The sequence below is a fragment of the Sporosarcina pasadenensis genome, from assembly GCF_047228845.1.
Lineage (GTDB): Bacteria > Bacillota > Bacilli > Bacillales_A > Planococcaceae > Sporosarcina.
Genome location: NZ_JBFEGM010000002.1, coordinates 73,614 through 97,536, shown reverse-complemented (window position 1 = coordinate 97,536; position 23,923 = coordinate 73,614). Strand labels below are relative to the sequence as shown.

At 45.3% G+C, this 23,923-nt stretch carries 30 protein-coding genes and 1 other annotated feature; of the genes, 21 read left to right on the top strand and 9 right to left on the bottom strand.

Annotated elements, in window-relative coordinates:
• Positions 1 to 36: 36 nt before the first annotated feature.
• Positions 37 to 222: a DUF2929 family protein gene (locus AB1K89_RS04250; RefSeq protein WP_413053548.1), complete on the bottom strand. Its 186-nt coding sequence runs from the start codon at positions 220 to 222 to the stop codon at positions 37 to 39.
• 187 nt (positions 223 to 409) lie between these two features.
• Here AB1K89_RS04250 and AB1K89_RS04245 point away from each other — a divergent pair, with 187 nt between their 5' ends.
• The 3 genes from AB1K89_RS04245 to AB1K89_RS04235 all read left to right on the top strand — a co-directional run bounded on the left by AB1K89_RS04245 (position 410) and on the right by AB1K89_RS04235 (position 2,984).
• Entirely contained in the window at positions 410 to 1,342 is a 933-nt protein-coding gene (locus AB1K89_RS04245; RefSeq protein ID WP_413053547.1) for a beta-ketoacyl-ACP synthase III, read from the top strand.
• 98 nt (positions 1,343 to 1,440) lie between these two features.
• Positions 1,441 to 2,676: a beta-ketoacyl-ACP synthase II gene (fabF, locus tag AB1K89_RS04240; protein WP_413053546.1), complete on the top strand. Its 1,236-nt coding sequence runs from the start codon at positions 1,441 to 1,443 to the stop codon at positions 2,674 to 2,676.
• A gap of 89 nt (positions 2,677 to 2,765) precedes the next feature.
• A complete protein-coding gene (locus tag AB1K89_RS04235) occupies positions 2,766 to 2,984 on the top strand; it encodes a YuzI family membrane protein (RefSeq protein ID WP_413053545.1) in 219 nt (72 codons plus the stop codon).
• On the opposite strand, the gene trpS is transcribed toward AB1K89_RS04235, so the two are convergent.
• The gene (gene trpS / locus AB1K89_RS04230) at positions 2,941 to 3,927 is read right to left on the bottom strand and encodes a tryptophan--tRNA ligase (protein ID WP_413053544.1); all 987 of its coding nucleotides are present in this window, start codon (positions 3,925 to 3,927) and stop codon (positions 2,941 to 2,943) included. The genes AB1K89_RS04235 and trpS overlap by 44 nt on opposite strands.
• 200 nt (positions 3,928 to 4,127) lie before the next feature.
• Positions 4,128 to 4,362 (bottom strand) — a binding site (T-box leader).
• A gap of 206 nt (positions 4,363 to 4,568) precedes the next feature.
• Here trpS and AB1K89_RS04225 point away from each other — a divergent pair.
• From AB1K89_RS04225 to pepF, 5 genes are all read left to right on the top strand, one after another.
• Entirely contained in the window at positions 4,569 to 5,774 is a 1,206-nt protein-coding gene (locus tag AB1K89_RS04225; RefSeq protein ID WP_413053543.1) for a putative glycoside hydrolase, read from the top strand.
• A 400-nt stretch (positions 5,775 to 6,174) separates the two neighbouring features.
• A complete protein-coding gene (spxA, locus tag AB1K89_RS04220) occupies positions 6,175 to 6,573 on the top strand; it encodes a transcriptional regulator SpxA (RefSeq protein ID WP_060206922.1) in 399 nt (132 codons plus the stop codon).
• 241 nt (positions 6,574 to 6,814) lie between these two features.
• Positions 6,815 to 7,468 carry an adaptor protein MecA gene (gene mecA / locus AB1K89_RS04215; protein ID WP_413053542.1) on the top strand — a complete coding sequence of 218 codons (654 nt, stop codon included), beginning with the start codon at positions 6,815 to 6,817 and terminating at the stop codon, positions 7,466 to 7,468.
• Positions 7,469 to 7,578: 110 nt separating this feature from the next.
• Positions 7,579 to 8,733: a competence protein CoiA gene (locus tag AB1K89_RS04210; RefSeq protein WP_413053541.1), complete on the top strand. Its 1,155-nt coding sequence runs from the start codon at positions 7,579 to 7,581 to the stop codon at positions 8,731 to 8,733.
• A 52-nt stretch (positions 8,734 to 8,785) separates the two neighbouring features.
• Positions 8,786 to 10,600 (top strand): oligoendopeptidase F, encoded by a 1,815-nt coding sequence (pepF, locus tag AB1K89_RS04205; protein WP_413053540.1) that lies wholly within the window; start codon positions 8,786 to 8,788, stop codon positions 10,598 to 10,600.
• 652 nt (positions 10,601 to 11,252) lie between these two features.
• Here the strand turns inward: pepF and AB1K89_RS04200 are convergent.
• The 3 genes from AB1K89_RS04200 to AB1K89_RS04190 all read right to left on the bottom strand — a co-directional run bounded on the left by AB1K89_RS04200 (position 11,253) and on the right by AB1K89_RS04190 (position 13,244).
• Positions 11,253 to 12,059: a DsbA family protein gene (locus AB1K89_RS04200; protein WP_413053539.1), complete on the bottom strand. Its 807-nt coding sequence runs from the start codon at positions 12,057 to 12,059 to the stop codon at positions 11,253 to 11,255.
• Complete coding sequence (locus AB1K89_RS04195) at positions 12,056 to 12,448, bottom strand: globin domain-containing protein (protein WP_413053538.1); 393 nt, start codon at positions 12,446 to 12,448, stop codon at positions 12,056 to 12,058. The genes AB1K89_RS04200 and AB1K89_RS04195 overlap by 4 nt, the downstream gene beginning before the upstream one ends.
• A gap of 94 nt (positions 12,449 to 12,542) precedes the next feature.
• Positions 12,543 to 13,244 (bottom strand): lytic transglycosylase domain-containing protein, encoded by a 702-nt coding sequence (locus AB1K89_RS04190; RefSeq protein WP_413053537.1) that lies wholly within the window; start codon positions 13,242 to 13,244, stop codon positions 12,543 to 12,545.
• Between the two features lie 144 nt (positions 13,245 to 13,388).
• Here AB1K89_RS04190 and AB1K89_RS04185 point away from each other — a divergent pair, with 144 nt between their 5' ends.
• The 4 genes from AB1K89_RS04185 to AB1K89_RS04170 are packed head-to-tail and all read left to right on the top strand — an operon-like array spanning position 13,389 to position 16,198.
• Positions 13,389 to 13,781, top strand: a complete 393-nt coding sequence (locus AB1K89_RS04185; protein WP_413053536.1) for a UPF0738 family protein — start codon at positions 13,389 to 13,391, stop codon at positions 13,779 to 13,781.
• Between the two features lie 15 nt (positions 13,782 to 13,796).
• The gene (yjbM, locus tag AB1K89_RS04180) at positions 13,797 to 14,501 is read left to right on the top strand and encodes a GTP diphosphokinase (RefSeq protein ID WP_252502454.1); all 705 of its coding nucleotides are present in this window, start codon (positions 13,797 to 13,799) and stop codon (positions 14,499 to 14,501) included.
• Positions 14,473 to 15,273: an NAD kinase gene (locus AB1K89_RS04175; RefSeq protein WP_413053535.1), complete on the top strand. Its 801-nt coding sequence runs from the start codon at positions 14,473 to 14,475 to the stop codon at positions 15,271 to 15,273. Before yjbM ends, AB1K89_RS04175 begins: the two co-directional genes overlap by 29 nt.
• A 7-nt stretch (positions 15,274 to 15,280) precedes the next feature.
• Positions 15,281 to 16,198 (top strand): RluA family pseudouridine synthase, encoded by a 918-nt coding sequence (locus tag AB1K89_RS04170; protein WP_413053534.1) that lies wholly within the window; start codon positions 15,281 to 15,283, stop codon positions 16,196 to 16,198.
• On the opposite strand, the gene prpE is transcribed toward AB1K89_RS04170, so the two are convergent.
• On the bottom strand, positions 16,186 to 16,926 hold the full coding sequence (prpE, locus tag AB1K89_RS04165) for a bis(5'-nucleosyl)-tetraphosphatase PrpE (protein ID WP_413053533.1): 741 nt from the start codon (positions 16,924 to 16,926) through the stop codon (positions 16,186 to 16,188). The genes AB1K89_RS04170 and prpE overlap by 13 nt on opposite strands.
• Positions 16,927 to 17,014: 88 nt before the next feature.
• Between prpE and mgtE the strand changes: the two genes are divergently transcribed.
• Positions 17,015 to 18,388, top strand: a complete 1,374-nt coding sequence (mgtE, locus tag AB1K89_RS04160; RefSeq protein WP_413053532.1) for a magnesium transporter — start codon at positions 17,015 to 17,017, stop codon at positions 18,386 to 18,388.
• 107 nt (positions 18,389 to 18,495) lie between these two features.
• Positions 18,496 to 18,834: a hypothetical protein gene (locus tag AB1K89_RS04155; protein WP_413053531.1), complete on the top strand. Its 339-nt coding sequence runs from the start codon at positions 18,496 to 18,498 to the stop codon at positions 18,832 to 18,834.
• A gap of 111 nt (positions 18,835 to 18,945) precedes the next feature.
• Here the strand turns inward: AB1K89_RS04155 and AB1K89_RS04150 are convergent, their stop codons facing one another.
• Positions 18,946 to 19,509, bottom strand: coding sequence for a CotY/CotZ family spore coat protein (locus tag AB1K89_RS04150; RefSeq protein WP_413053530.1), 564 nt, complete (start codon positions 19,507 to 19,509; stop codon positions 18,946 to 18,948).
• 122 nt (positions 19,510 to 19,631) lie between these two features.
• Here AB1K89_RS04150 and AB1K89_RS04145 point away from each other — a divergent pair, with 122 nt between their 5' ends.
• From AB1K89_RS04145 to AB1K89_RS04115, 7 genes are all read left to right on the top strand, one after another.
• Positions 19,632 to 20,030, top strand: coding sequence for a hypothetical protein (locus tag AB1K89_RS04145; RefSeq protein ID WP_413053529.1), 399 nt, complete (start codon positions 19,632 to 19,634; stop codon positions 20,028 to 20,030).
• The gene (gene spoVAC / locus AB1K89_RS04140) at positions 20,030 to 20,485 is read left to right on the top strand and encodes a stage V sporulation protein AC (RefSeq protein WP_413053528.1); all 456 of its coding nucleotides are present in this window, start codon (positions 20,030 to 20,032) and stop codon (positions 20,483 to 20,485) included. The genes AB1K89_RS04145 and spoVAC overlap by 1 nt, the downstream gene beginning before the upstream one ends.
• Positions 20,479 to 21,480, top strand: a complete 1,002-nt coding sequence (locus AB1K89_RS04135) for a stage V sporulation protein AD (protein ID WP_413053527.1) — start codon at positions 20,479 to 20,481, stop codon at positions 21,478 to 21,480. Before spoVAC ends, AB1K89_RS04135 begins: the two co-directional genes overlap by 7 nt.
• Positions 21,481 to 21,498: 18 nt before the next feature.
• Positions 21,499 to 21,852 carry a stage V sporulation protein AE gene (spoVAE, locus tag AB1K89_RS04130; protein ID WP_371922519.1) on the top strand — a complete coding sequence of 118 codons (354 nt, stop codon included), beginning with the start codon at positions 21,499 to 21,501 and terminating at the stop codon, positions 21,850 to 21,852.
• A gap of 75 nt (positions 21,853 to 21,927) precedes the next feature.
• Positions 21,928 to 22,065 (top strand): YjcZ family sporulation protein, encoded by a 138-nt coding sequence (locus AB1K89_RS04125; RefSeq protein WP_413053526.1) that lies wholly within the window; start codon positions 21,928 to 21,930, stop codon positions 22,063 to 22,065.
• Between the two features lie 15 nt (positions 22,066 to 22,080).
• Positions 22,081 to 22,335: a stage VI sporulation protein F gene (locus tag AB1K89_RS04120; protein ID WP_413053525.1), complete on the top strand. Its 255-nt coding sequence runs from the start codon at positions 22,081 to 22,083 to the stop codon at positions 22,333 to 22,335.
• A gap of 176 nt (positions 22,336 to 22,511) precedes the next feature.
• Positions 22,512 to 22,817: a hypothetical protein gene (locus AB1K89_RS04115; protein ID WP_413053524.1), complete on the top strand. Its 306-nt coding sequence runs from the start codon at positions 22,512 to 22,514 to the stop codon at positions 22,815 to 22,817.
• Positions 22,818 to 22,892: 75 nt separating this feature from the next.
• Here the strand turns inward: AB1K89_RS04115 and AB1K89_RS04110 are convergent, their stop codons facing one another.
• On the bottom strand, positions 22,893 to 23,330 hold the full coding sequence (locus AB1K89_RS04110) for a GNAT family N-acetyltransferase (RefSeq protein ID WP_413053523.1): 438 nt from the start codon (positions 23,328 to 23,330) through the stop codon (positions 22,893 to 22,895).
• A 3-nt stretch (positions 23,331 to 23,333) separates the two neighbouring features.
• Positions 23,334 to 23,849: a YjcG family protein gene (locus AB1K89_RS04105; protein WP_413053522.1), complete on the bottom strand. Its 516-nt coding sequence runs from the start codon at positions 23,847 to 23,849 to the stop codon at positions 23,334 to 23,336.
• Positions 23,850 to 23,923 lie beyond the last annotated feature (74 nt).

Sequence of the window (23,923 nt, the reverse complement as noted above, 5' to 3'; positions counted from 1 at the left end):
ACCATCCACAACGAAGTGAACGGCTTTACTGATGGATCAATAATCTGCGACTTGCTCGTCAGGAGTAATTGCAGTGATGCAAAGAATAAGAACTGCCAAGACGATTGAAGCGATGATTCCGCCAACGAAGTCGAAAGATTGGATACCGGCGATTGAACCGGCTACGTAGTTGACCATCGTTACAAGTAGAAAAGACCAAATAAACGTAATGATGTATTTCATCAAATTCACCCCATCGTAACTATTTCCTCGTTCATCATACCATAGCACGTCCCTTCAATAAACAAAATAATATGCTATCTATTTTTTTCTTTGGCGAAATCGTGTCGACATGTTGAAAAGTAATATGTAATCTTCTATAATTAATACCAGGTACTAATATTAGATGATAAGGAACGGGGTATGAAATATGAATGCAGGGTTGATTGGCATAGGGAAGTTTGTTCCTTCGCATGTTGTGACAAATCATGATCTTGAGAAGCGCATTGATACGTCGGACGAATGGATCCGCACACGCACAGGCATCGAAGAGAGACGCATCGCCGATGAGAATACCGATACGTCCGATATGGCGTATGAAGCGGCGGTAAGTGCTATTGAAAATTCGGGCATCCACCCGGAAGACATCGGAATGATCATCGTTGCTACCGTGACGCCAGACCGTCCATTCCCATCCGTTGCGACAATGATCCAAGAGCGATTAGGCGCGAAAAATGCCGCAGCAATGGACGTATCCGCAGCTTGTGCAGGCTTCATGTACGGCGTTGTAACGGCTAAGCATTTCGTGGAGGCGGGAACGTATAAACATGTACTCGTCGTCGGGGTCGAGAAACTGTCGAAGATTACAGATTGGGAAGACCGCAACACGGCAGTCCTTTTCGGGGATGGAGCCGGTGCCGCGATAGTCGGACAAGTGAGCGAAGGACGGGGAATCCTATCTTTCGAATTAGGAGCCGATGGTACGGGAGGCAAACACCTATACCAAGATAAATACCTCCATATGAACGGACGTGAAGTTTTCAAATTTGCAGTCCGACAAATGGGCGAATCAGCTGTAAGTGTCACGGAAAAGGCAGGACTGACAACTGGGGATGTCGATTATTTAATTCCACACCAGGCGAATATCCGCATTATGGAAGCATCACGTGAACGGCTCGGCTTACCTATCGAAAAAATGTCCAAGTCCGTCCATAAATACGGAAACACCTCGGCTGCATCCATTCCGATTTCGTTATTCGACGATCTGCAGGAAGGCCGCGTCAAAGATGATGACGTTATCGTGCTCGTCGGATTCGGCGCAGGGCTTACATGGGGCGCCCTATGTATTAAATGGGGAAGATAACATCGGATTACTATATAATTCATTAAATAAGAGATACACTTTAGACCGAAGCAAAATGGTTAATTATTATTTGTAAAAATGAAGGGGAGTTTTCATTAATGGAAAAACGTCGTGTAGTCGTTACGGGAGTTGGAGCAGTTTCTCCAGTAGGAAATTCCGCGGAAGAATCATGGGAAGCGGTATTGAACGGAAAGTCCGGAATCGGACCACTCACAAGACTGGACAGTGAACAATTTCCGGTGAAAGTTGCGGCAGAAGTGAAAGATTTCGATATTGAAGAATATATCCCGCGTAAAGACGCGCGGAAGATGGACCGCTTCACGCACTATGCGTTAGCAGCATCCATCATGGCGATGAAAGATGCAAATCTCGAATTGGATGAAGAGACTGGATTGCGCACAGGTGTCTGGATCGGTTCGGGTATCGGCGGCATGGAAACACATGAGCAGCAGTTCAAGACATTCCAAGAAAAAGGGTACCGCCGGGTTAGCCCGTTCTTCGTCCCGATGATGATTCCTGATATGGCTTCTGGGCAAGTGTCAATCCATTTAGGCGCAAAAGGCATCAACTCGTGTACAGTGACGGCTTGTGCATCCGGAACAAATTCAATCGGGGATGCATTCGAAGTCATTAAACGCGGAGATGCCGACGTCATGATCACGGGCGGTGCAGAAGCCCCGATCACGACGATGGCAGTAGCTGGTTTCTGTGCAAATACTGCATTGTCACTGAACCCTGATCCAGCAACAGCTTCACGTCCGTTCGATAAGGAAAGGGACGGCTTTGTCATCGGGGAAGGTGCCGGCATCCTCATTCTGGAGGAGTACGAGCATGCGGTGAAACGCGGTGCCAAAATCTATGCGGAAATGGTCGGTTACGGCTCAACAGGAGATGCCCACCATATTACCGCGCCGGCTCCTGAAGGCGAAGGTGGGGCACGCGCAATGCGTCAGGCCCTCGCTGAAGCGGAAATCGATCCGGACAAAATCGATTACATCAATGCACACGGAACGAGCACGCCGTACAACGACCTGTTCGAAACGATGGCAGCGAAAACGGTTTTCGGCGAACATGCGTATAAGCTAGCAATGAGCTCGACGAAATCGATGACAGGACATCTGCTCGGTGCTGCCGGTGGATTGGAAGCGATCTTCACGGTGAAAGCTTTGCAGGAAGGGATTCTTCCTCCAACGATGAATTATGTGAATGAAGATCCTGAATGCGACCTTGACTATGTCGTCAACAAAGCAAGAAAAGTGGATATCGAATATGCGATGAGCAACTCTCTCGGCTTCGGTGGACATAACGCTTCACTCGTATTTAAGAAAATATAAGCATAAAGATAAAAAGCTCTCCTATTAAAATTCTTCTAAAAGGGGAGCTTTCATTCATACAATGGAAGAAAAGCAAAAGGGCGATGTATATGATGCGCATCTTCTTCTTCCTCATTAGTTACGGACTAATCGTCATTACGGTTACACATATGATCTTCTATTTCAATTATCTATCGCTCGGCTACAGCTGGAGGCAAATCCTGCTGTTCATTGTCCAAACGAGTGACTTCACACTTTTCGTGATGGCGGTCATCCTTCTAATTATTACCGTCTTCGTCCGAGTCCCATCGCAGACTCCATTTTTTTAAGTGTGGCGGACGCGATCGCATTCGCTTTCTCCGCTCCTCGGTCAAGATGCACGTCAAGCTCCGATGAATTGAGAAGCTCATCATAGCGTTCTTGAATAGGTGTAAGATGTCCGACGACTGCCTCGGCGACACCCGTTTTGAATGCACCATAGCCAAGCCCTTCATATTTCGACTCGAGGTCGGCAATCGAGATGCCGCTTAATGCAGATTCAATTGTTAGCAGGTTGGACACTCCTGGCTTGTTTTCAACATCGAATTTTACGATGCCATCCGAATCCGTTACGGCGCTCTTGATTTTCTTCTCGATTTGCTTCGGTGTATCCAATAGCGAAATCGTCCCTTTTTTATTCGGATCCGATTTGCTCATTTTCTTTAATGGGTCCTGCAATGATTTGATGCGGGCTCCATGTTTCGGTATGCGTACTTCCGGGATCGTAAGCACTTCGCCGTATCGTCGGTTAAAGCGCTCGGCTAAGTCCCTTGTCAATTCGACGTGCTGTTTCTGGTCGTCTCCGACAGGCACGATATCCGTATTGTAAATGAGAATGTCCGCTGCCATTAGGGGCGGGTACGTAAGAAGTCCGGCTGAGACGCCTTCTTTCCCATCGGATTTGTCTTTGAATTGAGTCATACGCTCAAGTTCGCCGATGTAGGAAATGCATTGCATCATCCATCCTGCCTGGGCATGCGCAGGCACTTCGGATTGGATGAAAAGAAGCGATTTCTCCGGATCGATTCCGCTGGCAATATAAATGGCAGCGAGCGAACGGATTGTCTTCGCCAATTCTTCCGGATCTTGCTGTACTGTAATTGCGTGCTGGTCGACGATGCAGAACCGGCAGTCGTATTCATGCTGAAGTTCCGTAAATTGTTTGAATGCCCCGATATAGTTCCCTAATGTTACTGTTCCTGTGGGTTGAACGCCCGAAAAAATAGTTTTCATTCAAATTCCTCCTCTGAAAATAGTCGATTTCTGTTACAGGCGGACGCTTTCCGCGGGCGTCGCCTCAGCCTCCTCACTTCGCTACGCTGCGTTGCGGGGTCTTCTGCTGACGCTTTTCCCGCTGGAGTCGCCGCCTTCCACTCCAATCGGCTCAATCACTTAAATAAAAATTAAGATAAAAAAACATCAGCCATCCCTAAAAAAGGGACGACTGATGTTGAATCAACCGTGGTACCACCCGAATTAGCCTGCAAGCAGGCCACTCAAACCCCTTAACGCGGGGGGGACGTGAAAGGCTACTCGATGGATAAAACAATCCATTTTCGCCAATCAAGCTCGGGAACCCAATTCCTCTTGTCCGTCATTCCTGTTTGCACCAACCACAGGCTCTCTTCAATGCTGCGACAAGAATACTCACTCCGTCTTCGCTTTTCGTAATAGTTGTCAAAAGTATAATACGACTTGTGGAATAAAGCAAATCAAAAATATTTTTGATGCTTACTATATGCAAACGCAAGCTTCATAAGGATTGTTCGACATAATAACAGGTTTTTCGACGAGAAATCTAGGGAATAGATTACTTTACCTATTCATTGTTTTTTTTTGCTTTGATAGAATGAGTGAAAGAGAGGAAGTGTCGAATGAAGAAATTAAAGTGGATGAGCTCCTTAATGCTTGCAAGCGCAATCGCAATCCCAATGGCGGTGCAAGCCGACGGGTCGAAAATCGGTATTGAATTTGCTGAACGTACATACGGTTTTGAAACAATAGACGAAGGAATGGTTGTCAGCTCCAAGCTATACAGCTATGATTCGGGCCTTGTATTTGAATATCCGGATGCAGTGCGTGGAATCTACGTGACGGGACATTCGGCAGGCGGCTCTGCCTTCGAAAGATTATTGAAACTGATTGATTCGACCGACTTGAATGCAATGGTCATCGACATTAAGGATGACTTCGGCTATTTGACGTATAAACCGCAGGAAGATTCGCCATTATTCAAAATGGGAATCGGGCAGCCATACATAAAAGACCCACGTAAAATGTTGGAGACGCTTGAAGAGAAAAAGGTCTATCCGATTGCAAGAGTGGTCGTTTTCAAGGATAGCGTGCTTGCGGAGAAGCAACCTGAACTGTCATTCATGGAAGGCGATCAAGTGTGGAAGAACGGGAGAAGAGAATCATTCGTCAACCCGTTCATGAAGGAAGTATGGGATCATAATGTCGAAATTGCAATTGAAGCTGCCAAGATGGGTTTCAAGGAAATACAGTTCGATTATGTACGTTTTCCGGAAGGATTCGAAAAACGGCATGAAACATTGAAATACTCGATGGGCGACTATGCTGAATCAGAGCTAGACCCGATCCAGCGCAGGGTTGAAGCGGTAACGGACTTCGTTGCGTATGCAAGAGAACAGCTGAAGCCGTATGGTGTAGATGTGTCTGTCGATATTTTCGGCTACTCGGCTACTTTGCCTGAAGCGCCTGGCATTGGACAAAACTTCTCGAAGATTTCCGAGAATGTCGATGTCATCTCGTCGATGATTTATCCTAGTCATTGGACTTCTTACTTCGGCATTTCAAAGCCCGATCTCGAACCATATCGACTCGTGGCAGAGTATGCGAAAGTGGAAAACGCCAAGCTGGGAGCTCTTGAAAATCCACCTGTTTCACGGCCTTGGCTGCAGGACTTCAGTGCTCCATGGCTTGGAAGAGGGAACTACCTCCACTACGGGAAAGAAGAAGTCGAAGCGCAAATTAAAGCGTTGAAAGAAAATGGAATTGATGAGTTCCTTTTATGGAACGCGAGGAATAAATATACAGAGGGTGTCGATTATACGCCTTAATCTTTTTCCGGAAGCCTTAATTAAAAGGTTTTCCGGATTTTTTCCTATGTTTACTGAAACTTTTTATACCTTTGTGCCGTACTATTAAGTGGGGAATGACGGTTTTCATTTCAATATTTCTAAATGAGAAAATGATCTTTTTGGAACAGGGATGTTTAAACTATTCTTCCTGCGGGTATAACAGTAAAGAAGTATCAAAGTACATAACTTAAGGAGCTGGAAACCCTATAATATTGCGGAAATGTGACAAGGCAATCATCTGTTCCACTTTTTTTCGAAAAAGTGTATTCACTGAGAATGAATATGTGTATAATAGGAGTTAAGCTAATTACTTTAAAATTATTCTAATTTAATTTTCTAAATATAAGATAGTAAGTCGATTGAAAGGAAGTGTCAGCGAATGGGAGTTACATTATTCACCTCACCTAGTTGCACATCATGTAGAAAAGCGAAGGCGTGGTTGGAAGAGCACGAAATACCGTATTCTGAACGGAATATTTTTTCGGAGCCTTTGAATATCGATGAAATTAAACAAATTTTACGTATGACAGAAGATGGAACGGACGAAATCATTTCGACTCGCTCCAAGATCTTCCAAAAACTGAATGTAGATGTGGAAAGCCTTCCACTGCAACGCTTGTATGAATTGATCCAAGAACATCCGGGCCTATTGAGAAGACCGATCATTCTAGATGAAAAAAGGCTTCAGGTAGGGTATAATGAAGATGAAATCAGACGCTTCCTACCTCGAAAAGTAAGGGCCTATCAGCTGCTTGAAGCGCGGCGCATGGTAAACTAATTTAAGACGTAGTAAAGCTGATAGGGAGTTTACAGGCATATGCCAATCCTATCGGCTTTTTATTTTCTCCTTGCTTTGCTGGCTGATGTTCTCTACAATGCTAGTAACATTAGACTGATACCGGTGGATAACCCTTTCAAAACATGCGGGACGGTCATATAGTAAGTATAAGCATTGCAGGTTTATTGCAGAAAAAACGAAATGGGCTAAAGCCTGTTTGTAAGGAAAGGAGAGAAAAGGGATGGAAATAGAGCGAATCAATGATAATACCGTAAAGTTTTATTTATCGTATATCGACATTGAGGAACGAGGCTTTACCCGAGAAGAAGTTTGGTACAATCGCGATAAAAGCGAAGAGCTCTTCTGGGAGATGATGGACGAAATCAACGACGAGACCGAGTTTGAAGTTGAAGGTCCGCTGTGGATCCAAGTCCATGCGATGAATAACGGAATTGAAGTGACAGTGACACGGGCACAAGTTTCGGATAATGATGAATCGGATGCGCCATTCGGTTCAGACGATAACCGGAAGAATTTCGAACCGGATCCAAGCATGTTTACCAATTCCGAACAGCTTATGAATGAATTGAATGATGATCCTGTAGTATGGACTTCCGATATGTTCGTATTTGATGAATTCGAAAACCTCATTTCTCTGTCAAAGAACATTCCCCCATACGCAGTCAAATCATCTCTTTATTCATTTGAAAATAAATTCTACCTGTACGTAGTCTATGATGAATCGAAAATGGACGATGACGATAAATCCGATTTCTGCGGTCTCATTTCAGAATTCGGCTCCTTATCCCAAGTGACGATCCACCGCCTCGAAGAATACGGCAAAGTCATCATGGAATCTGACGTAATGGCAACTGTTAAGAAATACTTCGACTAATATCAACATAAAACTGTTCCCCGATAAAATGGGGAACAGTTTTTTTGATGGCGATGAATTCATAATATTTGAAATAACTTGTCCCGTTCCTTACAATACAATTGAAAGGAGTGAGGGCAATTCTAACAGCTTGGTCCGATAAAGGCCGGCTGATCATCCTATCCCCGGAACTGGAAAAGCATGAACTGCGAAGGTGGAGGCAGACCCACAGCTTTTATTGTCCGCAGTGCAAAGAGCCGCTCCAGTTGAAAGTCGGAGACATTATCATTCCTCATTTTGCGCATCGAAAAGATACGACGTGTAGGGAATCTTTTTCTGAAGGGGAATCACCGCAACACTTGAAGGGAAAGCAATTATTGTATCAGTTCCTATCGGCAGGCCCTCAAGAAGTGGAACTAGAACCGTTATTGGATACTATTTCACAGCGTCCCGATCTGCTCGTCAAATTAGGAAAGACAAAGGTTCCGATTGAATTCCAATGCAGCACAATCCCCATTTCTGATCTTGAACAGCGAACAGATGGCTATCGCCGAGCGGGCATGGAGCCGATCTGGATATTGCATACACCCGTGAAACTTACGAACCTTTCTGAAGGTGTCGGCCTATTCCAGTTTTCGAAGTTCCAAGAATGGTTTATTGTCAGCACCCCGCCTGAAGGAGCCGTTCTCCTCACCTTTAATCCCCACACAAAAAAATTCCACTATTTCAGCAGCCTGTTACATGTAGCCGGACAGCGCTATATCGGAATGCACCGCATTCTACCGCTCGATTTTCAAATTTTCCCTTTTGCGCGTCCGAAGGCACCAACTGAGAAGGATGTAGGACAATATGGTGATCTTTATGAAACATATCGGCAGAAGGAGCTGCAAAATCGAATTTTATTGAATAGAAGAGGCATTAAAGACCCATTCTTAAGAAGCTGCTATGAAATGAAAATGCTCCCGACTCAGCTGCCGCCATGGTTAGGGGTGCCTGTACCTAAAAATCATTCATTTCGGGAATCGGATGTTGAATGGCAGTTCCGATTCATCCATTTCCTTACGCGTAATAATATCCCGTTTTCGGATGTGTCTCCGTATTCAATCGACCGTTTTGTCAACGGGTTCGTCGGGAATTCCAACGATAAATCGCGTGCATGCGAGCATTATATCGCATTCTTGAACAATTGCGGCATTGAATCTGTAGATCAAAAAACACTCTTCAGAGAAAATGTAATTTTGCAATTAATTTCGGAAAGATTCCTTGCAAATGATGGATATAATTGAGAGAATAATAATGATTCGATTTACGAAGAAAGATGATGGGGAGGATTTTTAAATGACGGCTGATTCGAAAAACAAAGTGTTGACGCGTGATCAAGTAAAAGTTGAAGAAACTTGGCGTCTCGAGGATATTTTCCCGACTGACGAAGAGTGGGAGCAGGAATTCAAGGAAATAGAAGAGCTTTCAGGGAAAGCAGAAACATTTAAAGGTACGTTGAATCAAAGCGCAGATGCATTGTTCGAGGCGCTTTCCTATCGTGATACAATTTATCAGAGAATAGGGAAACTGTATACGTACGCCCATCTGAAAGGCGACCAGGACACGACAAACAGCTTCTACCAAGCGATGGAGAGCCGTGCGAAGACATTGTATGTGAAAATCTCCACAGCGCTTTCCTATTTCACACCTGAGCTGCTGTCCATCCCAGAAGAGGAATTGAGCCGTCTCGCCGAAACTAACGATAATTTGAAAATATATAAGCATGAATTCGAGGAAATGAACGCTTTCCGTGCGCATATCCTTCCGGCTGAACAGGAAGCGATCCTCGCGCAGATGAGCGAAGTGACGGGCAGCTCGTCGGAAACGTTCAGCATGCTGAACAATGCCGACTTGACGTTCCCGACTGTGAAAGACGAAGACGGGGAAGAGGCTGAACTGTCACACGGCCGGTATATCCGATTCCTTGAAAGCAAGGATGCAAGGGTCCGTGAAGATGCATTCAAAGCGATGTATAGCAAATACGGCGAGTTCAAGAACACGTTCGCTTCCACATTGAACGGAAATGTAAAACGGAATAACATTAATGCACGCATCCGGAAGTTTTCTTCTGCGCGGGAAGCGGCTCTATCGAATAACCATATTCCGGAACAGGTATATGATAACCTTGTCAATACGATCAATAAAAATATCGGATTGCATCATCGATATGTCGCATTACGTAAAAAGGTCCTTGGCCTGAATGAACTCCATATGTGGGATATGTTTGCGCCAATGGTCAAAGACGTCGAGATGAAAATCCCTTACGAGGAAGCGACAAAAACAATGCTCGAAAGCTTCCATCCGCTTGGCGAAGAATACACTTCAATCGTCAAAGAAGGACTTGAAAACCGTTGGGTGGACGTCCGTGAAAATAAAGGGAAGCGTTCAGGCGCTTATTCATCGGGATCATACGGAACAAATCCATACATCCTCATGAACTGGCAGGACAACGTCAACAATATGTTCACATTGGCCCACGAATTCGGGCATAGCGTGCACAGCTACTATTCACGCAAAACTCAGCCGTATAACTATAGCGGATACTCCATTTTTGTCGCTGAAGTCGCATCTACGGTAAATGAAGCAATTTTAAACGATTATTTATTAAAAACAATCGATGACAAGCAAAAGCGCATTTATTTACTGAACCATTGGCTTGAAGGTTTCCGTGGGACGGTCTTCCGCCAGACGATGTTTGCGGAGTTCGAGCATCTGATCCACCAGCTCGACCAGCATGGCGTTGCATTGACCTCCGATAAGTTGTCGGAAGAGTATTTTGAGCTGAACAAGAAATACTTTGGAGATGCAGTGGAAGATGACGAGGAAATCGCACTTGAATGGGCGCGCATCCCTCATTTCTATTACAATTACTACGTTTATCAATACGCGACGGGCTTTAGTGCTGCGGTTGCACTCAGCCATCAAATCCTGACGGAAGGGCAGCCTGCCGTCGACCGTTACATCAATCATTTCCTAAAAGCGGGATCATCCGATTATCCGATTGAAGTCTTGAAAAAAGCGGGTGTCGATATGACAAGCTCGCAACCAATCGAAGAAGCGTGCCGGGTGTTCGGAGAAAGATTGAACGAGTTGGAAGAATTGCTCGGATAAGAGTGAAGCAGTGTAAATGAACCTGACTGAGCGTTTTTGGCGCTTAAGTCAGGTTTTTTCGGTTCGTGCTTATTTGATTATATTGGTATAACAATAAGTTAAGCGCTTTCATTTTATTGAACGAATGTAGGCTCAATTTTATGACTTCTAATAAGTCATTAGGTATGGGGTTTGTTTCATATTTTATTTGTGACAGAGATGTGAAATTTTATGTGAAATGTTGATGTTACTATTATTTTATGATAAGTTATAGATGTGAAATAAATCACATACCAAACATACACCCCTTTTGTTTGAACGTGAACATTTCTCCCATTCCCTTTGTAAAAGAGCATCCCTCTCCCCCAAGAGCGGATGCTCTTTTCTTTTGTTGAAAAAATTATTGCTCCGAGTGGAAAGTGGTGGGCCCGCTTACCGCCAAGTGATCATATATCCCCGCAAGTGATCATAAATCCTCGCAAGTGATCATATATCCTTGCAAGTGATCATATATCTTAACAAGTGATCATATATCTCTGTAAGTGCTCATATATCTCTGCAAGTGATCATATATCTCAGCAAGTGATCATATATTCCAGCAAGTGATCATATACTCCACTTCCGCACAGAAAAAAGCAGATTGCATATCAACCATGCAATCTGCTTTTTTCAATTAACGGCGTTTGCGCCATAATGTCATATTTGTCAGTGGCAGCCTTTCGATCTTTTGGAGAAGGAGCTGCTTTTTTAATTCGCGTTCGGCAGATTTTTCCGGGATGTTGTAAATCTTAGCGATTTCTTTTGTCGATAGTGAATCGAAACGCTGGAACAATTCATCTAGAGTCGGTGGAGTGTCTGGGAAGATCTCACAACCGACCATCTCTTCCAAAATCTGTTCGTATATTTCATAGGAATGGATTCCGTTCACCTTCAACCCTTCATCTTCAATGTTTTCATTGAAGAAAACGAAGGAAGGCGCGTCTTCCACTTCCATTTCATTCGCCAAATGCAAATCGACTTGCAAGGAGCGCAATACGTGTTGTGACGAGAAATCGAGTATGAATTCGTCGACATCTAGACCGAGGCTTTCAGCTATTTCAACAAGTACTGAAAAGGAGAGGACGTTCCTATTTTTCAAATATGTGTACTCGAATAGCTTGGAAAGGAATCGGAAAGCTGCGCGCTTCCCTTGGAATTCCGCCGCTTTCAATGCGATGCTCGGAAACGCCGGATGGTTTTTATTGCAAGCCTTCGCATCGTTCATGTTGACGATGCAACATGAGTTCGTCTTCGTCAAAGAAGTGCGGAGAACAATCTTCAGTGTGAAATATCGATCGTATTCGACTTGCAATCTCCTAAGCAATGGCTGTAACGCCCAGCTGTTCATGCATAAAGGATCTACGAATACGTAAATTTCGATGGGCTTTGACAAGGAGGCTGAAGAAGTTGCGTTGCTTTCCAACAGAGTTTCCCGGTTCACCGCTCATCCCCCTCGCTTCGATTCACCATATGGTTCGCAGTCATGGCGAGCCTATGGTAATACACTTCCCGCAAAGGTCCTTCCAGGCCTACATCGTCCATCGCTTCCGCCATGCAGGCGAGCCATGCTTTTGCACGGGTAGGAGTTATCGGAAAAGGCATATGACGCGCTTTCATCATCGGATGGCCGTGCTCTTCCGTGAATAAATTCGGTCCGCCTAAATATTGTGTTTGAAATTGTTTCTGCTTTCGTGCTGTTTCCGTCAGATCTTCAGGGAAAATCGGATATAGGTCCGGGTGGACAGCCACTTTTTCATAAAAACGATCGATGAGCTCCGATAATTTTTCAGCACCGATTTCCTCGTAAGGGATCAAAGGTTTTCGAGTCATGTATGTCAATCTCCTTTGTTCTGACTGTATGGACATTTTAACAACCAAACAATTCTTTCACAAACAAATTGCCTTCTCGCGGACTGAAAAGTTGTCATACTTCAAAATGATTATAGTAGTTTAGCACCTTGGAAACATATTGTTCAGTTTCCTTGAAAGGCGGTATTCCGCCATATTTTCTGACGTTGCCGGGACCGGCGTTGTAAGCTGCCAGCGCCATCTCGACATTGCCGAACTGATCGAGCATTTGACGTAAATATTTCGCGCCGCCCATAATGTTTTGCTCCGCATCGAATCCGTCTTTCACACCTAACATTCTTGCGGTGCCTGGCATTAGCTGCATCAAGCCCATCGCACCCGCACGACTTACTGCATTGCTGTTGAAATTGGACTCCTGCTTAATGACGGATGCGATTAAGTTTTCAGGCAGGCGGTATGTTTCCGCGGCTTGTCTAATGAAGTCGCGAAAATCATTTTCCCCTGTTAAAACGGCAGCTCCACGACTCATTGCCTGAGAAGTGAAGACGGCCGATTGAAACCCTTCCGGCAAATAAACGCTGTTCGGCCCTGAATATTGGAGACTGTTCATCGTCTGTAGACTTCCAAGCATGCCGAATGACTGAAATGGAATCGTCTCCGTCCTCGGGGCATCGCTCGTCATACCATTTAAAATATCATTTATCATCACACTGAACAGGGAAGAGGTTGACTCCTGACTGTTCGCAAAAGTTTGCACCGAACCGAGTGTCTGCATCGCCTGAATATCCATTAATGTACGTATTGTGCGTGCATCCATTTTGTTACTCCCTTTCTTTAGGACTATCTGAAGTTGCATTTGAATCAAGTATATCAAGTCCGAGATAAAAACGCATGCTACAGACTGCACCAGAGGCCATCATATGGTAGACTAAACGTAAGATCATTGAAAGGAAGAAGACCTATGCGAATCCAAAACCGAGTGATAAAAGGGCAAGAAAACGGCAATGAAATCCAGTTTTTATTGGACGAGAAAGCTGACCGTCCGAGTGGCACTCCTGCAAAGAAAATGATAACCGATTCCGATGAGCACGCTTTTGTCTATTTGATGGACATTGACGAAGGTTATACATACATACATTTCCCGAAAGATACTTGGCCGTACATGGCGAAGGCGTTGCAAACCGGCAACGATCCGGTCCTCATCTGGCATGATGAAGAACTCCCATTGCCAGGTTTTGTAGAGGAGCTGACGATGCTCGTTTATAACATCGAAGGGAACGACAATTATGGAGAGGCATTCACGACTGCAGTGGAGCAGGAATTCGAGGCCTTCCTCCAAAACATCAACCTATAGTTTGGAGGGCTACTCATGAAGGAGTGGAAGCAATTTCTTGAACCGTATAAATTGGCTGTTGCCGAATTGAAAGTGAAGTTGAAGGGGCTTCGTGCACAATACGAACTCGAAGGCGTCCATATGCCTGTGGAATTCGTGACGGGAAGGGTGAAACCTCTCGCAAGCATCTACGATAAGACCCTTGAAAAGGGCATTCCATTCAAACCTTCGGCGGAGTTGGCGGAGGAATTGCCGGATATTGCCGGCCTCCGTATTATGTGCCAGTTCGTCGATGACATCGGCAAAGTTGTACAGACATTACGGCAACGCACTGATATGCAAGTCGTCGAGGAAAGGGATTATATTTCACATAAAAAACCGAGCGGATACCGGTCTTACCATATGATCATCGAGTATCCGGTCCAGACGATCCACGGAGAAAAGACGATACTTGCAGAAATTCAGATCCGTACGTTGGCAATGAACTTTTGGGCTTCCATCGAGCATTCCTTGAATTATAAATATCAAAGCGAATTGCCGGACGAAATTAGACATCGGCTGGAAAGGGCTGCCGAAGCCGCTTTCAGGTTAGATGAGGAAATGTCGTTGATTCGGGATGAAATACATGATGCCCAGCAATACTTCAGCGCTTTCAAGGAAACGAACGAGAGGAACTACGACGGCAAAAAGAATCGGAAAAGGGGAGTCAATGATGAAATTCGCCATCCAGACGAGAAATGATTCATTATCGAATCGGTTAAAAGATGAAGCGAAGGAATACTTGACTGATTTCGGGCTTGTCTTCAACGAAGATGAACCTGATATCGTTTTGTCTATCGGAGGGGACGGTACACTGCTGCATGCATTCCATAAGTATATCCATCGCTTAAAAGATACAGCTTTCATCGGCATCCATACCGGTCATCTCGGATTCTATGCCGATTGGAAGCCTGTCGAATTGGAAAAGCTTGTCCTGCTCATTGCCCGTCAAGAGTACAACGTCATCGAATACCCGCTCCTCGAAGTGACGATCAATTATCGCCATTCCGAAAAGGTCGCAAAATATTTGGCGCTCAATGAATCAACGGTGAAATCACCTGAAGTGACGTTGGTCATGGACGTGGAATTGAATGGTGTGCATTTCGAAAGATTCCGCGGGGACGGACTATGCATGTCAACGCCATCGGGCTCGACCGCCTATAATAAGGCTCTTGGTGGCGCGATTATCCACCCGTCCTTGCATGCGATTCAATTAACCGAAATGGCTTCGATCAACAACCGGGTGTTCCGGACAGTCGGCTCTCCGCTCGTCCTCCCTGCGCATCATAGTTGTGTGCTGACGCCGGTCAAAGGGCCGGATTTCATGGTGACGATCGATCATTTACAACTGTTGCATAAAGATGTGAAATCTATCGAATATAAGGTGGCGGATGAGAAGGTCCGCTTTGGCAGATTCCGCCCGTTCCCGTTTTGGACGAGGGTCCACGATTCCTTCATCGCTAGTGATGAGTGAAGCGGTTATGGATAAAAAGAAGTTCATCCTCGAATTCATCGTCGAACAGGACGGGGTCCTGCTCCGGGAATTTCTTCATAGCCACGGGATATCCAAACGGACATTGACGGCGGTGAAATATGACGGTGGTCTGCTGCTCGTGAACGGTTCGGAGCAGACGGTCCGGCATTTGTTGAAGAAGGGGGATACCGTAACAGTCCAATTCCCTTCGGAAGAGCCGAGTGTAGGTCTTGTTCCTGAAACTGGCAATCTGGCAATTGTTTATGAAGATGAGGCGATTTTGATCATCGATAAACCGGCCGCCCAAGGGACAATTCCATCACGTGATCAGCCGAACGGGACAATTGCGAATTTTGTGGCCGGAAAATTCGAAGCTGAGCATGTCCCATCGACTGTGCATGTCGTTACAAGGCTGGATACGGATACATCAGGCCTTGTTTGCATAGCGAAAAACCGTCATATTCACCATCTGCTCAGTGGTCAGATGCAAACGACCGGTTTTGAGCGCAGTTATATTGCAATTGCCGAAGGGTATATAGAGAAGGATACGATCATCATTGAACAGCCGATCGGACGGAAGGACGGCAGTATTATCGAAAGGACGGTCCGGCAAAATGGCCAGTATGCAAGGACAGATGTCCGAGTGCTTAGCCGCTTTGAACGGAATGGCGAGCCATACACATCCGTTTCCTTGAGGCTGCATACGGGTCGGACTCATCAGATACGCGTCCATATGCAATGGCTCGGCCACCCGCTCGCCGGGGATGACTTGTACGGCGGCACGCGCAGGTTGATCGGTCGGCAGGCTCTGCATTGCGCTAGCATAGGCTTTCGACATCCGTTGACGAATGAGCCGATGACATTTATGAGCGATTTGCCCGCAGACATGGTGCAGTTGAATCCTGTTTCAAGTCAATCAAAGTGAGTGAACTTCTCAGGGATGAACGCTTGATTAGAAGGGACGGAGACAATATCCATTTCCGGATAGCGTACGGCGGTCAGTTTTCCGCCGAACACGCATCCCGTATCGATATTGACAGTCCGGTTGACGAATCTTGCTTCCGTAACCGGAGTATGCCCATAGACAATCCATGCGTCTCCGAAATATTTCTTCGCCCAGTCCCTTCTGACGGGGCGGCCGTCCGGAAGCGTTTCGCCGGTCGTATCTCCGTAGAGGACAAACGACTGTACTTTTTTTGAAAATGGTTCTCCAATCATCTGTTCACGGATTCCCGCGTGTGCGATAATAAGTTTTCCGTTGTCCAGATTTTCGTATAAAGGCAAAGCTTCATAGAATTGTCTATAGCGATCCAAAAAGCACATTTTTTCCTTCGGAGACAATGCATTCAACTCCGCAACAGTCGTTTCAAGTCCATTTTTTTGTTGGACATTGCGGCCTTTTGAGAAACGATAAAGTTTGTTGCAATGGTTACCAGGGGAATAGATAAGTCTATGATTATCTTGCAGCTTGAACATCAATTCCAGCGTTTTCAATGATGAAGGACCCCGATCCATTGCATCGCCAACAAAAGCGAGCTGCCTTCCATCCTTATGTAATGGCAATCCCGATGTGAATGAATAGCCGAGCTTATCGATGAGCGACAGCAATTCATCGTAGCATCCGTGAATATCGCCAATAATATCGAGTTTCATATCGATTCTCCTTTTTAAGAGTTGTTACGTACTATCATACCTTTATTACTGTATTTCAAGCATGTCGAGCGGAAAGGAAGGTGCAGCCATGACTGTAAATGAGGAAATTCGCGATGAAAGTATTATCGACGAAGAAAAACTGATAAATTCATTGGAACAGCAAGATATTAAAACGTTCCGAGATGAATATTTAATGCTTCACCCATATGATCGAGCTGTTTTCTATGAGAAGGTGGACATACATCATCGAAAAACGATGTATTTTTTCCTCTCTCCTAAAGAGTTGGCGGAAATATTCGAGACGAGTGAAATCGATGAAGACGAATATAAGCAGTTCCTTCAGGAGATGGACACGACTTATGCCGCGGACATGATTTCCCACATGTTCGTCGACAATGCGGTAGATGTCCTGAAAGAACTTGATAAGGCACAGATCGCCAGCTATTTGACATTAATGAACAAAGAAGCGGCTGCACAAATCAAATCCCTCTTGCATTATGAAGAGTATACCGCCGGTTCAATCATGACGACGGAATATGTGTCAATTCCCCAATATTCGACTGTGCGATCTGCCATGACAATTCTGCGGAATGAAGCCCCGTCTGCGGAAACGATCTATTATGTGTTCGTCGTCGATGAGGATAATCGTTTGACAGGAGTCGTTTCGCTTCGGGATCTGATTATTACGGATGAGGACACGTTGATACAGTCGATCATGAATGAGCGCGTCGTCAGCGTGCTCGTCTCGGATGACCAGGAAGACGTTGCACGGACGACCCAGGACTATAACTTGCTCGCAGTTCCGGTCGTCGATTTCCAACAGCATATGCTCGGGATCATTACAGTCGATGATATTATCGACGTTTTAGATGAAGAAGCATCCGATGACTACTCCAAACTTGCCGCCGTATCCAATATGGACTCGTTTGACAAAACTTCGCTTTCAGCTGCAAAGAAAAGAATCCCATGGCTGATCATCCTGTTGATGCTTGGCATGCTGACTGCAAATCTAGTTGATCTTTTCACCGATACGATTTCGCAAGTCGCTTTGTTAGCTGCTTTTATTCCATTAATTTCCGGGACCGCCGGAAATAGCGGGACACAAGCGCTCGCGGTTGCAGTCCGCGGAATCGCGACTCGTGACGTTGAGGATGAAAGCAAATTCAGACTTTTATTGCGGGAGGCGGGCACGGGATTGATAACCGGGCTCATTTGCGCCATCTTTGTCGTTGGCCTCATTTTCATTTGGAAGCATGAATTCATCATCGCGTTGCTCGTTGGTGCGGCCATATTTATATCGATCTTTGTTGCTACGATTTCCGGATCGTTCATTCCGCTGTTCATGCACCGGATGAAAATCGACCCGGCCGTCGCGTCCGGCCCGTTTATTACGACTTTGAATGACGTAATCAGCATCATCATCTATCTCGGATTGGCAACGATGTTCATCGGCAGCCTCTGAATGGGAAAAGAACTTCATTCCCGATAGGCGCATATACTACGGAAAAAGGGGGAATCAACATTTCCTACAATGAACCGTTGATATTTGTGCAGGGGCCTCCTGTCTATGTGAAGGTGTCCGTCTATGAGGAAGAAAGCACGTCCGTCTTCGTCCCGAAAGATGAATCGATGAGGGAGACAATCGACATCAAGCCAACCGTCCAATCAGCAAGCGATGTTGCCAATCCCGCTATTATGAGCAAAATACGCTACTTGAGCGAACCTTTTCAGAAACAGGCATACTCACCGCTTCAATTCATCGTGGAAGGCGATATCGTCAAAGGTACGATTCAAAAAGTGGAGGATGACATTTTGTGGATCGAATCCAATGACATGATAACTGAAATTAAAATAGCGAAGATTGAAGACGTCCTATGGCGCGGGCAGCCATTTAACACGAGATCATAAGAACAAGGCGGACCGGCAAAACCGGTCCGCCTTGTTTTTTCGTCTCCAATAAATCAAAAATCTACCCGATCGGAATTCGATCGGGCAGAGTCAGCATCACAGGTTATTCCTTCAATCGTCGTCACAATCGATGAAAACGTCTTTCACGCATTGGATTCCACAGAAGCATTTCAAGTCAACTGTAACGCAAGTGCCTGTTGCTTCGAAGTTTTCCACTTCACATACTGCATCGAGATCTAATTTGCCATCTTTGAACAAATCGACTCTACGTCCTCTAGAATCACGCGGTTCGAGTACTTGAATTGTTGCGCAGCAATTGTCAAAAATGTTTTGAACTCTGAAGAAAATCGAGAAACATGTTGCACAGTCTCTGCGACCTTGGTCGGAGGTTGTGCTATCACTATCATCGAACCTTCTTCTTCTCTTGAACATTGCTTTGAATGGATTACCTTTTTCGTCCAATAGCATGAACACACGCGTATTGGCCCGTTGTCGTGCAGGGCTTACAAGGCTACCGAGCGGAGTCAGGAAACAGTCGGTTCTACAGTCGTCACAATCAAGATCATCTCGAATATCCTGCACACGCTTAATCGCGCGGACTACTTCGCAGATGCAATTGTCGTGGCGCCGCACATCCCGTACATCACCGACATCTTCATTTCTTCCACATCCCATTCATTCCACCTCCTTTTCTCAACTCCCTATACTTTATGCGCTTGATAGCTCAGAGCTAGGGCAAACATCACGAACTGAATAAAAAACATGTGTAATCGCCATACTGTTAAAAAAAGGGGATGATGGATATTCGTCAATTGATAACGATGCTTTGCGTGCTCCTTCTGCTGTCCGGATGTATTCCAAATGAATATAAATTCGAGAATTATACAGATGAGGACACAAGTGAGGCGGAGGAGTTATTGAAGGGTGATGATCGGATCAAAGGGGTTGCTGCGCTTTTTCATGACGATCATTTACTTGTTGGAATTCGTGTAAAGACCTTTTCCAGGTTCAATAAAAGGAAAATCGCCGCCGAAATGGAAAAGAAGCTGAAAAAAGAATATCCGGATCTCTCGGTATTCGTTTCTGCAGACAGCAAAATTTTAACAGAAACGAATAAACTAATTTTGAAAAATGATGAAAGAGGTTTGAAGAAAAAAATCCATCATTTGATAACCCTAGCGGAGGAAGAGACATAATGAACAAAGACAAATATGCAAAGCTCGAGCAGGGGATCAGTCCAAAACCGCCGATCCTGAAAAATCTCATTAAAGCATTCCTCGTAGGCGGCACCATTTGTCTCATCGCCCAGTTCATTGCGCTATTCTATATGACCTTCTTCGATTTCACTGAACGGACAGCTAGCAACCCGACAGTAGCGACGATGATTTTCATTTCGATGCTGCTAACCGGATTTGGCCTTTATAAAAAAATCGGGCAAATTGGCGGAGCAGGTGCAGCAGTCCCGATTACTGGATTCGGCAACGCTGTCGTGTCAGCGGCGATCGAACATAGATCTGAAGGCTATGTGTTAGGAGTCGGAGGAAACATCTTTAAACTGGCGGGCTCCGTCATTTTGTATGGCGTATTTTCAGCCTTTCTCGTAGCACTCATTAAGACGATATTAGTGAAGGTGGGGGTCGTTTCATGGTAATGAAAGGCCTGTTGACATTCCCTTCGACACCTTCCATCGTAGCAACCGGCGTAACTGCGGGTCCGCTTGAAAAGAAAAGTGCTTACAAGACAGGCTTCGATAAGATATTTGAAGACGAACGATGCGGTATGAAAACGAATGAACAAGGTCATGCAAAGCTGATGGAAGATGCATGTATGATCGCTTTGAGTAAAGTCGATAAAATACCGGCGGATGCCGATTTTTTATTGACTGGAGACCTCGTCAATCAAATGACGCCTTCGAGCTTCTTTGCGACAACTGTCGGTATTCCGTATATCGGCATGTTTTCGGCGTGTGCGACTTCGGTCTCTTCATTGCTTCTCGCTGCACTTTTAACGGAATCGGGAATGTCGAAACTGACCATTGCTGGATCATCAAGCCAGCATAATGCGATTGAAAGGCAATTTCGGTATCCGTTAGAATATGGCACGCAGAAAGGGGAGACAGCCCAGTGGACTGTGACGGCAGCAGGAGCAGCAGTTGTTGCACCCTACCAAGAAGGAGTTCCTTCCATAGAACGCGGAACGATTGGCAAAGCGATTGATATGGGATTGACTGATCCGTTGAATATGGGAGCTGCCATGGCACCTGCGGCAGCAGATACGTTGAAGCGGCATTTGGAAGGCCATGGGACTTCTGTGACCGACTATGATCTAATTATGACCGGGGATTTAGCGAAGGTGGGCTTTGCAATTTTTAAGGAGCTGGCCAAAAACCAGGGGATAACGGAACTTGGAAACTTCGTTGACGCGGGAATGGAGTTTTACGGAAATAATCCTGATTTCATGGCAGGTGCTAGCGGAGCGGGATGCTCAGCTGCCGTCTATTTTTCCGATGTCTATCAGAAGCTGATGGATAAGGAATATAAAAAAGTTCTGCTAATAGCTACCGGGGCGCTACTTTCCCCTTTGTCGTACCAGCAAGGCGATACGATTCCGTGCATCGCGCACGCGGTCGAACTAACGATGAAATGAGTGGTCTGATTGTTTTCGATTTACATTACCTCCTTCATAGTCGGCGGGCTAATTTGTGTCATCGGCCAGCTCATGTTTGACGTGGCAAAGCTGACACCGGCACATACTCTCTGCACACTGGTCGTGGCGGGCTCTATTTTAGACGGTTTCGGCTTGTATGAACCGTTGATTGATTTTGCAGGCACTGGTGCGACGATTCCAATTACATCATTCGGCAATGCATTGACCCATGGAGCGCTTGCCGAAGCTGAAAAACATGGCCTTATCGGTGTTTTGACCGGAATGTTTGAAGTGACAAGTTCGGGAATAAGCGCCGCCATCCTATTCGGATTCATCGCATCATTTATTTTCAAGCCAAAGGGCACCATTTAAATTTGCCTGTGCAAACGCCCCCTTCTTCTCTCCGCTATCTGCATAGGATAGACGGAAGGGAAGGAGGGATTTTTTATGTTCGGTGGATGCTATTCTGGCTGTCACGGCGGCGGAGGATATGGCGGGTATGGAAAGGGATATGGCGGTTCCACTTTCGTACTGATTGTCGTTCTCTTCATCTTGTTAATCATCGTCGGCAGTAGCTTTTGCTAAGGGGGAGGATAGAATATGAATGACTCTTTTTTTAAAAAGATAGAATCAAAAACCGGCGTTCCGATGGAAGAAGTATTCGCATTGGCAAACGCAATCCAATATGCGGATTTCAGTGACGAGCGACAAGTGCGGAAAATCGTCCGAAAAGTAGGCCGGCTCGCTAACAAAGAAGTCCCACCGCATATGGAAGATGAACTCGTAAAATCGATCGTCAAGAACGGCAGCTCAGTAAACTTCAATGACATACAAAAAATGATGGGCCAATCCTAATCCGCATTACAACCTCGTACCCGTAAGACCCAGTGGAATAAAGACGTTCAACCTATGTAGCCCAGTGAAACTAGTAGAAATACATCATTTTTCCGAGTATTTCTCATAACTATGTTTCATAAGTTATGAATAGGGTTAAAGGGTATGTGAGGAAATAATGTAAAGGGGTGTGGGATATGGGCTATATTCTACCGGTCCAGCCGATGCAAGCCGAAATTTACGCGAATCGAATGAATGCTGAGCGCAATAATTTTGCATATGTCGATCGGGTGGAAAAAGTGAAATTTGAAACGGATCTGATGGATAAATTCGAGGATTCGCTTCGCCATGAGCAGGAGCGGATCGTGGAGGAAAGGGAACCGAACGTTGCCGAATCCCGCCCTCCTTACTTAAAAGGATTTATTTATCCGAATCCTGCCAACCTATCGCCAGAAATTGCACATCTCGTAGGAAAAGGCCTCACAGTGAACGAATACGCGTAAATGAATGAGAAAAGAGCAGAACTGCAACCGATAAACGGTTTGCATTTCTGCTCTTTTTCATTCGTAAATCAATCTTTATTCAGGAGTGATCTCCTTTTCCATCGCTCTGTGCGGAATATCCGCATCCATGAACTCAGGTGACGTGACCGTATAACCGAGCTTTTCATAGAATGGCACGGCATACGATTGTGCGTTCAGAACGATTTTCGTCATTCCCGCTGATTTTGCATGTCTTTCAAGTTCAAGCATGATCAGGTTGCCAAGATGCTTCCCGCGCAATTCCTTCAACACACACACACGCTCCACTTTACCGATTCCCGGACCGATTTCACGGATGCGCCCAGCTCCGATCGGCTGCCGTTCGTCATACACAATGAAATGGGAAGCTGTATTATCGAACTCGTCAATTTCAAGACTTAACGGTACTCCTTGTTCATCCACAAAAACTTGTTTTCGCACATAATACGCATCTTCCCGTTCACGCTCGGAACAGGCAATCTTCACTTCAATCAATCTTCAGCTTTCCTCGCCGAGACGGAAAGTTTCATAAACTGTCCATGACCCGTCCTCAAGTTGATAGAGAAGGTGGATGCGATCGATGATTTCGGTATGATCTACACCGAACATCTTGATTTGGCCGATGATATCGTCATGCTCACCGGAACTTAGTTTTTGGGCGATTGTAATATGCGGAACGAAGGAATATTCAGGTTTTTCACCGAAAAAGTCTTCATTCAGGTCTTTATGGAGTGAAAGGATTTCTTCATTAGGTGTCACTTTAAAGAAAATCGTATTGGTAATCGGTGCAAACGTGCTCACTTTTGACACTTGCAATTCAAAGGGTTTGTGATTGCGAACAACCTTATGGATCGCTTCCGCCACTTGTTCAATTTCCTTATCGTCAGCTTCAAATACACCTTTAACGGTCATGTGAGGCGTGATAAGCGCATAATGTGGATCATAACGTTTTCTGTACCCGTTCGCCAAATCTTGGAGTTTCTTAGAAGGGAAAGCTACAATGCCATATTTCATTATAAAAGACCTCCTCGTAGTATGTTTACATACATCATGTAAATAATTATAGCAGAATGAGCTACTCTTTGAAA

What these genes read in the sequence shown, in the direction of transcription:
- AB1K89_RS04250 (WP_413053548.1), bottom strand. Translation starts at nt 222, where the DNA reads ATGAAATACATCATTACGTTTATTTGGTCTTTTCTACTTGTAACGATG.
- AB1K89_RS04245 (WP_413053547.1), top strand. Translation starts at nt 410, where the DNA reads ATGAATGCAGGGTTGATTGGCATAGGGAAGTTTGTTCCTTCGCATGTT.
- fabF (WP_413053546.1), top strand. Translation starts at nt 1,441, where the DNA reads ATGGAAAAACGTCGTGTAGTCGTTACGGGAGTTGGAGCAGTTTCTCCA.
- AB1K89_RS04235 (WP_413053545.1), top strand. Translation starts at nt 2,766, where the DNA reads ATGATGCGCATCTTCTTCTTCCTCATTAGTTACGGACTAATCGTCATT.
- trpS (WP_413053544.1), bottom strand. Translation starts at nt 3,927, where the DNA reads ATGAAAACTATTTTTTCGGGCGTTCAACCCACAGGAACAGTAACATTA.
- AB1K89_RS04225 (WP_413053543.1), top strand. Translation starts at nt 4,569, where the DNA reads ATGAAGAAATTAAAGTGGATGAGCTCCTTAATGCTTGCAAGCGCAATC.
- spxA (WP_060206922.1), top strand. Translation starts at nt 6,175, where the DNA reads ATGGGAGTTACATTATTCACCTCACCTAGTTGCACATCATGTAGAAAA.
- mecA (WP_413053542.1), top strand. Translation starts at nt 6,815, where the DNA reads ATGGAAATAGAGCGAATCAATGATAATACCGTAAAGTTTTATTTATCG.
- pepF (WP_413053540.1), top strand. Translation starts at nt 8,786, where the DNA reads ATGACGGCTGATTCGAAAAACAAAGTGTTGACGCGTGATCAAGTAAAA.
- AB1K89_RS04195 (WP_413053538.1), bottom strand. Translation starts at nt 12,448, where the DNA reads ATGACTCGAAAACCTTTGATCCCTTACGAGGAAATCGGTGCTGAAAAA.
- AB1K89_RS04190 (WP_413053537.1), bottom strand. Translation starts at nt 13,244, where the DNA reads ATGGATGCACGCACAATACGTACATTAATGGATATTCAGGCGATGCAG.
- AB1K89_RS04185 (WP_413053536.1), top strand. Translation starts at nt 13,389, where the DNA reads ATGCGAATCCAAAACCGAGTGATAAAAGGGCAAGAAAACGGCAATGAA.
- yjbM (WP_252502454.1), top strand. Translation starts at nt 13,797, where the DNA reads ATGAAGGAGTGGAAGCAATTTCTTGAACCGTATAAATTGGCTGTTGCC.
- AB1K89_RS04175 (WP_413053535.1), top strand. Translation starts at nt 14,473, where the DNA reads ATGAAATTCGCCATCCAGACGAGAAATGATTCATTATCGAATCGGTTA.
- AB1K89_RS04170 (WP_413053534.1), top strand. Translation starts at nt 15,281, where the DNA reads ATGGATAAAAAGAAGTTCATCCTCGAATTCATCGTCGAACAGGACGGG.
- prpE (WP_413053533.1), bottom strand. Translation starts at nt 16,926, where the DNA reads ATGAAACTCGATATTATTGGCGATATTCACGGATGCTACGATGAATTG.
- mgtE (WP_413053532.1), top strand. Translation starts at nt 17,015, where the DNA reads ATGACTGTAAATGAGGAAATTCGCGATGAAAGTATTATCGACGAAGAA.
- AB1K89_RS04150 (WP_413053530.1), bottom strand. Translation starts at nt 19,509, where the DNA reads ATGGGATGTGGAAGAAATGAAGATGTCGGTGATGTACGGGATGTGCGG.
- AB1K89_RS04145 (WP_413053529.1), top strand. Translation starts at nt 19,632, where the DNA reads ATGGATATTCGTCAATTGATAACGATGCTTTGCGTGCTCCTTCTGCTG.
- spoVAC (WP_413053528.1), top strand. Translation starts at nt 20,030, where the DNA reads ATGAACAAAGACAAATATGCAAAGCTCGAGCAGGGGATCAGTCCAAAA.
- AB1K89_RS04135 (WP_413053527.1), top strand. Translation starts at nt 20,479, where the DNA reads ATGGTAATGAAAGGCCTGTTGACATTCCCTTCGACACCTTCCATCGTA.
- AB1K89_RS04125 (WP_413053526.1), top strand. Translation starts at nt 21,928, where the DNA reads ATGTTCGGTGGATGCTATTCTGGCTGTCACGGCGGCGGAGGATATGGC.
- AB1K89_RS04120 (WP_413053525.1), top strand. Translation starts at nt 22,081, where the DNA reads ATGAATGACTCTTTTTTTAAAAAGATAGAATCAAAAACCGGCGTTCCG.
- AB1K89_RS04115 (WP_413053524.1), top strand. Translation starts at nt 22,512, where the DNA reads ATGGGCTATATTCTACCGGTCCAGCCGATGCAAGCCGAAATTTACGCG.
- AB1K89_RS04105 (WP_413053522.1), bottom strand. Translation starts at nt 23,849, where the DNA reads ATGAAATATGGCATTGTAGCTTTCCCTTCTAAGAAACTCCAAGATTTG.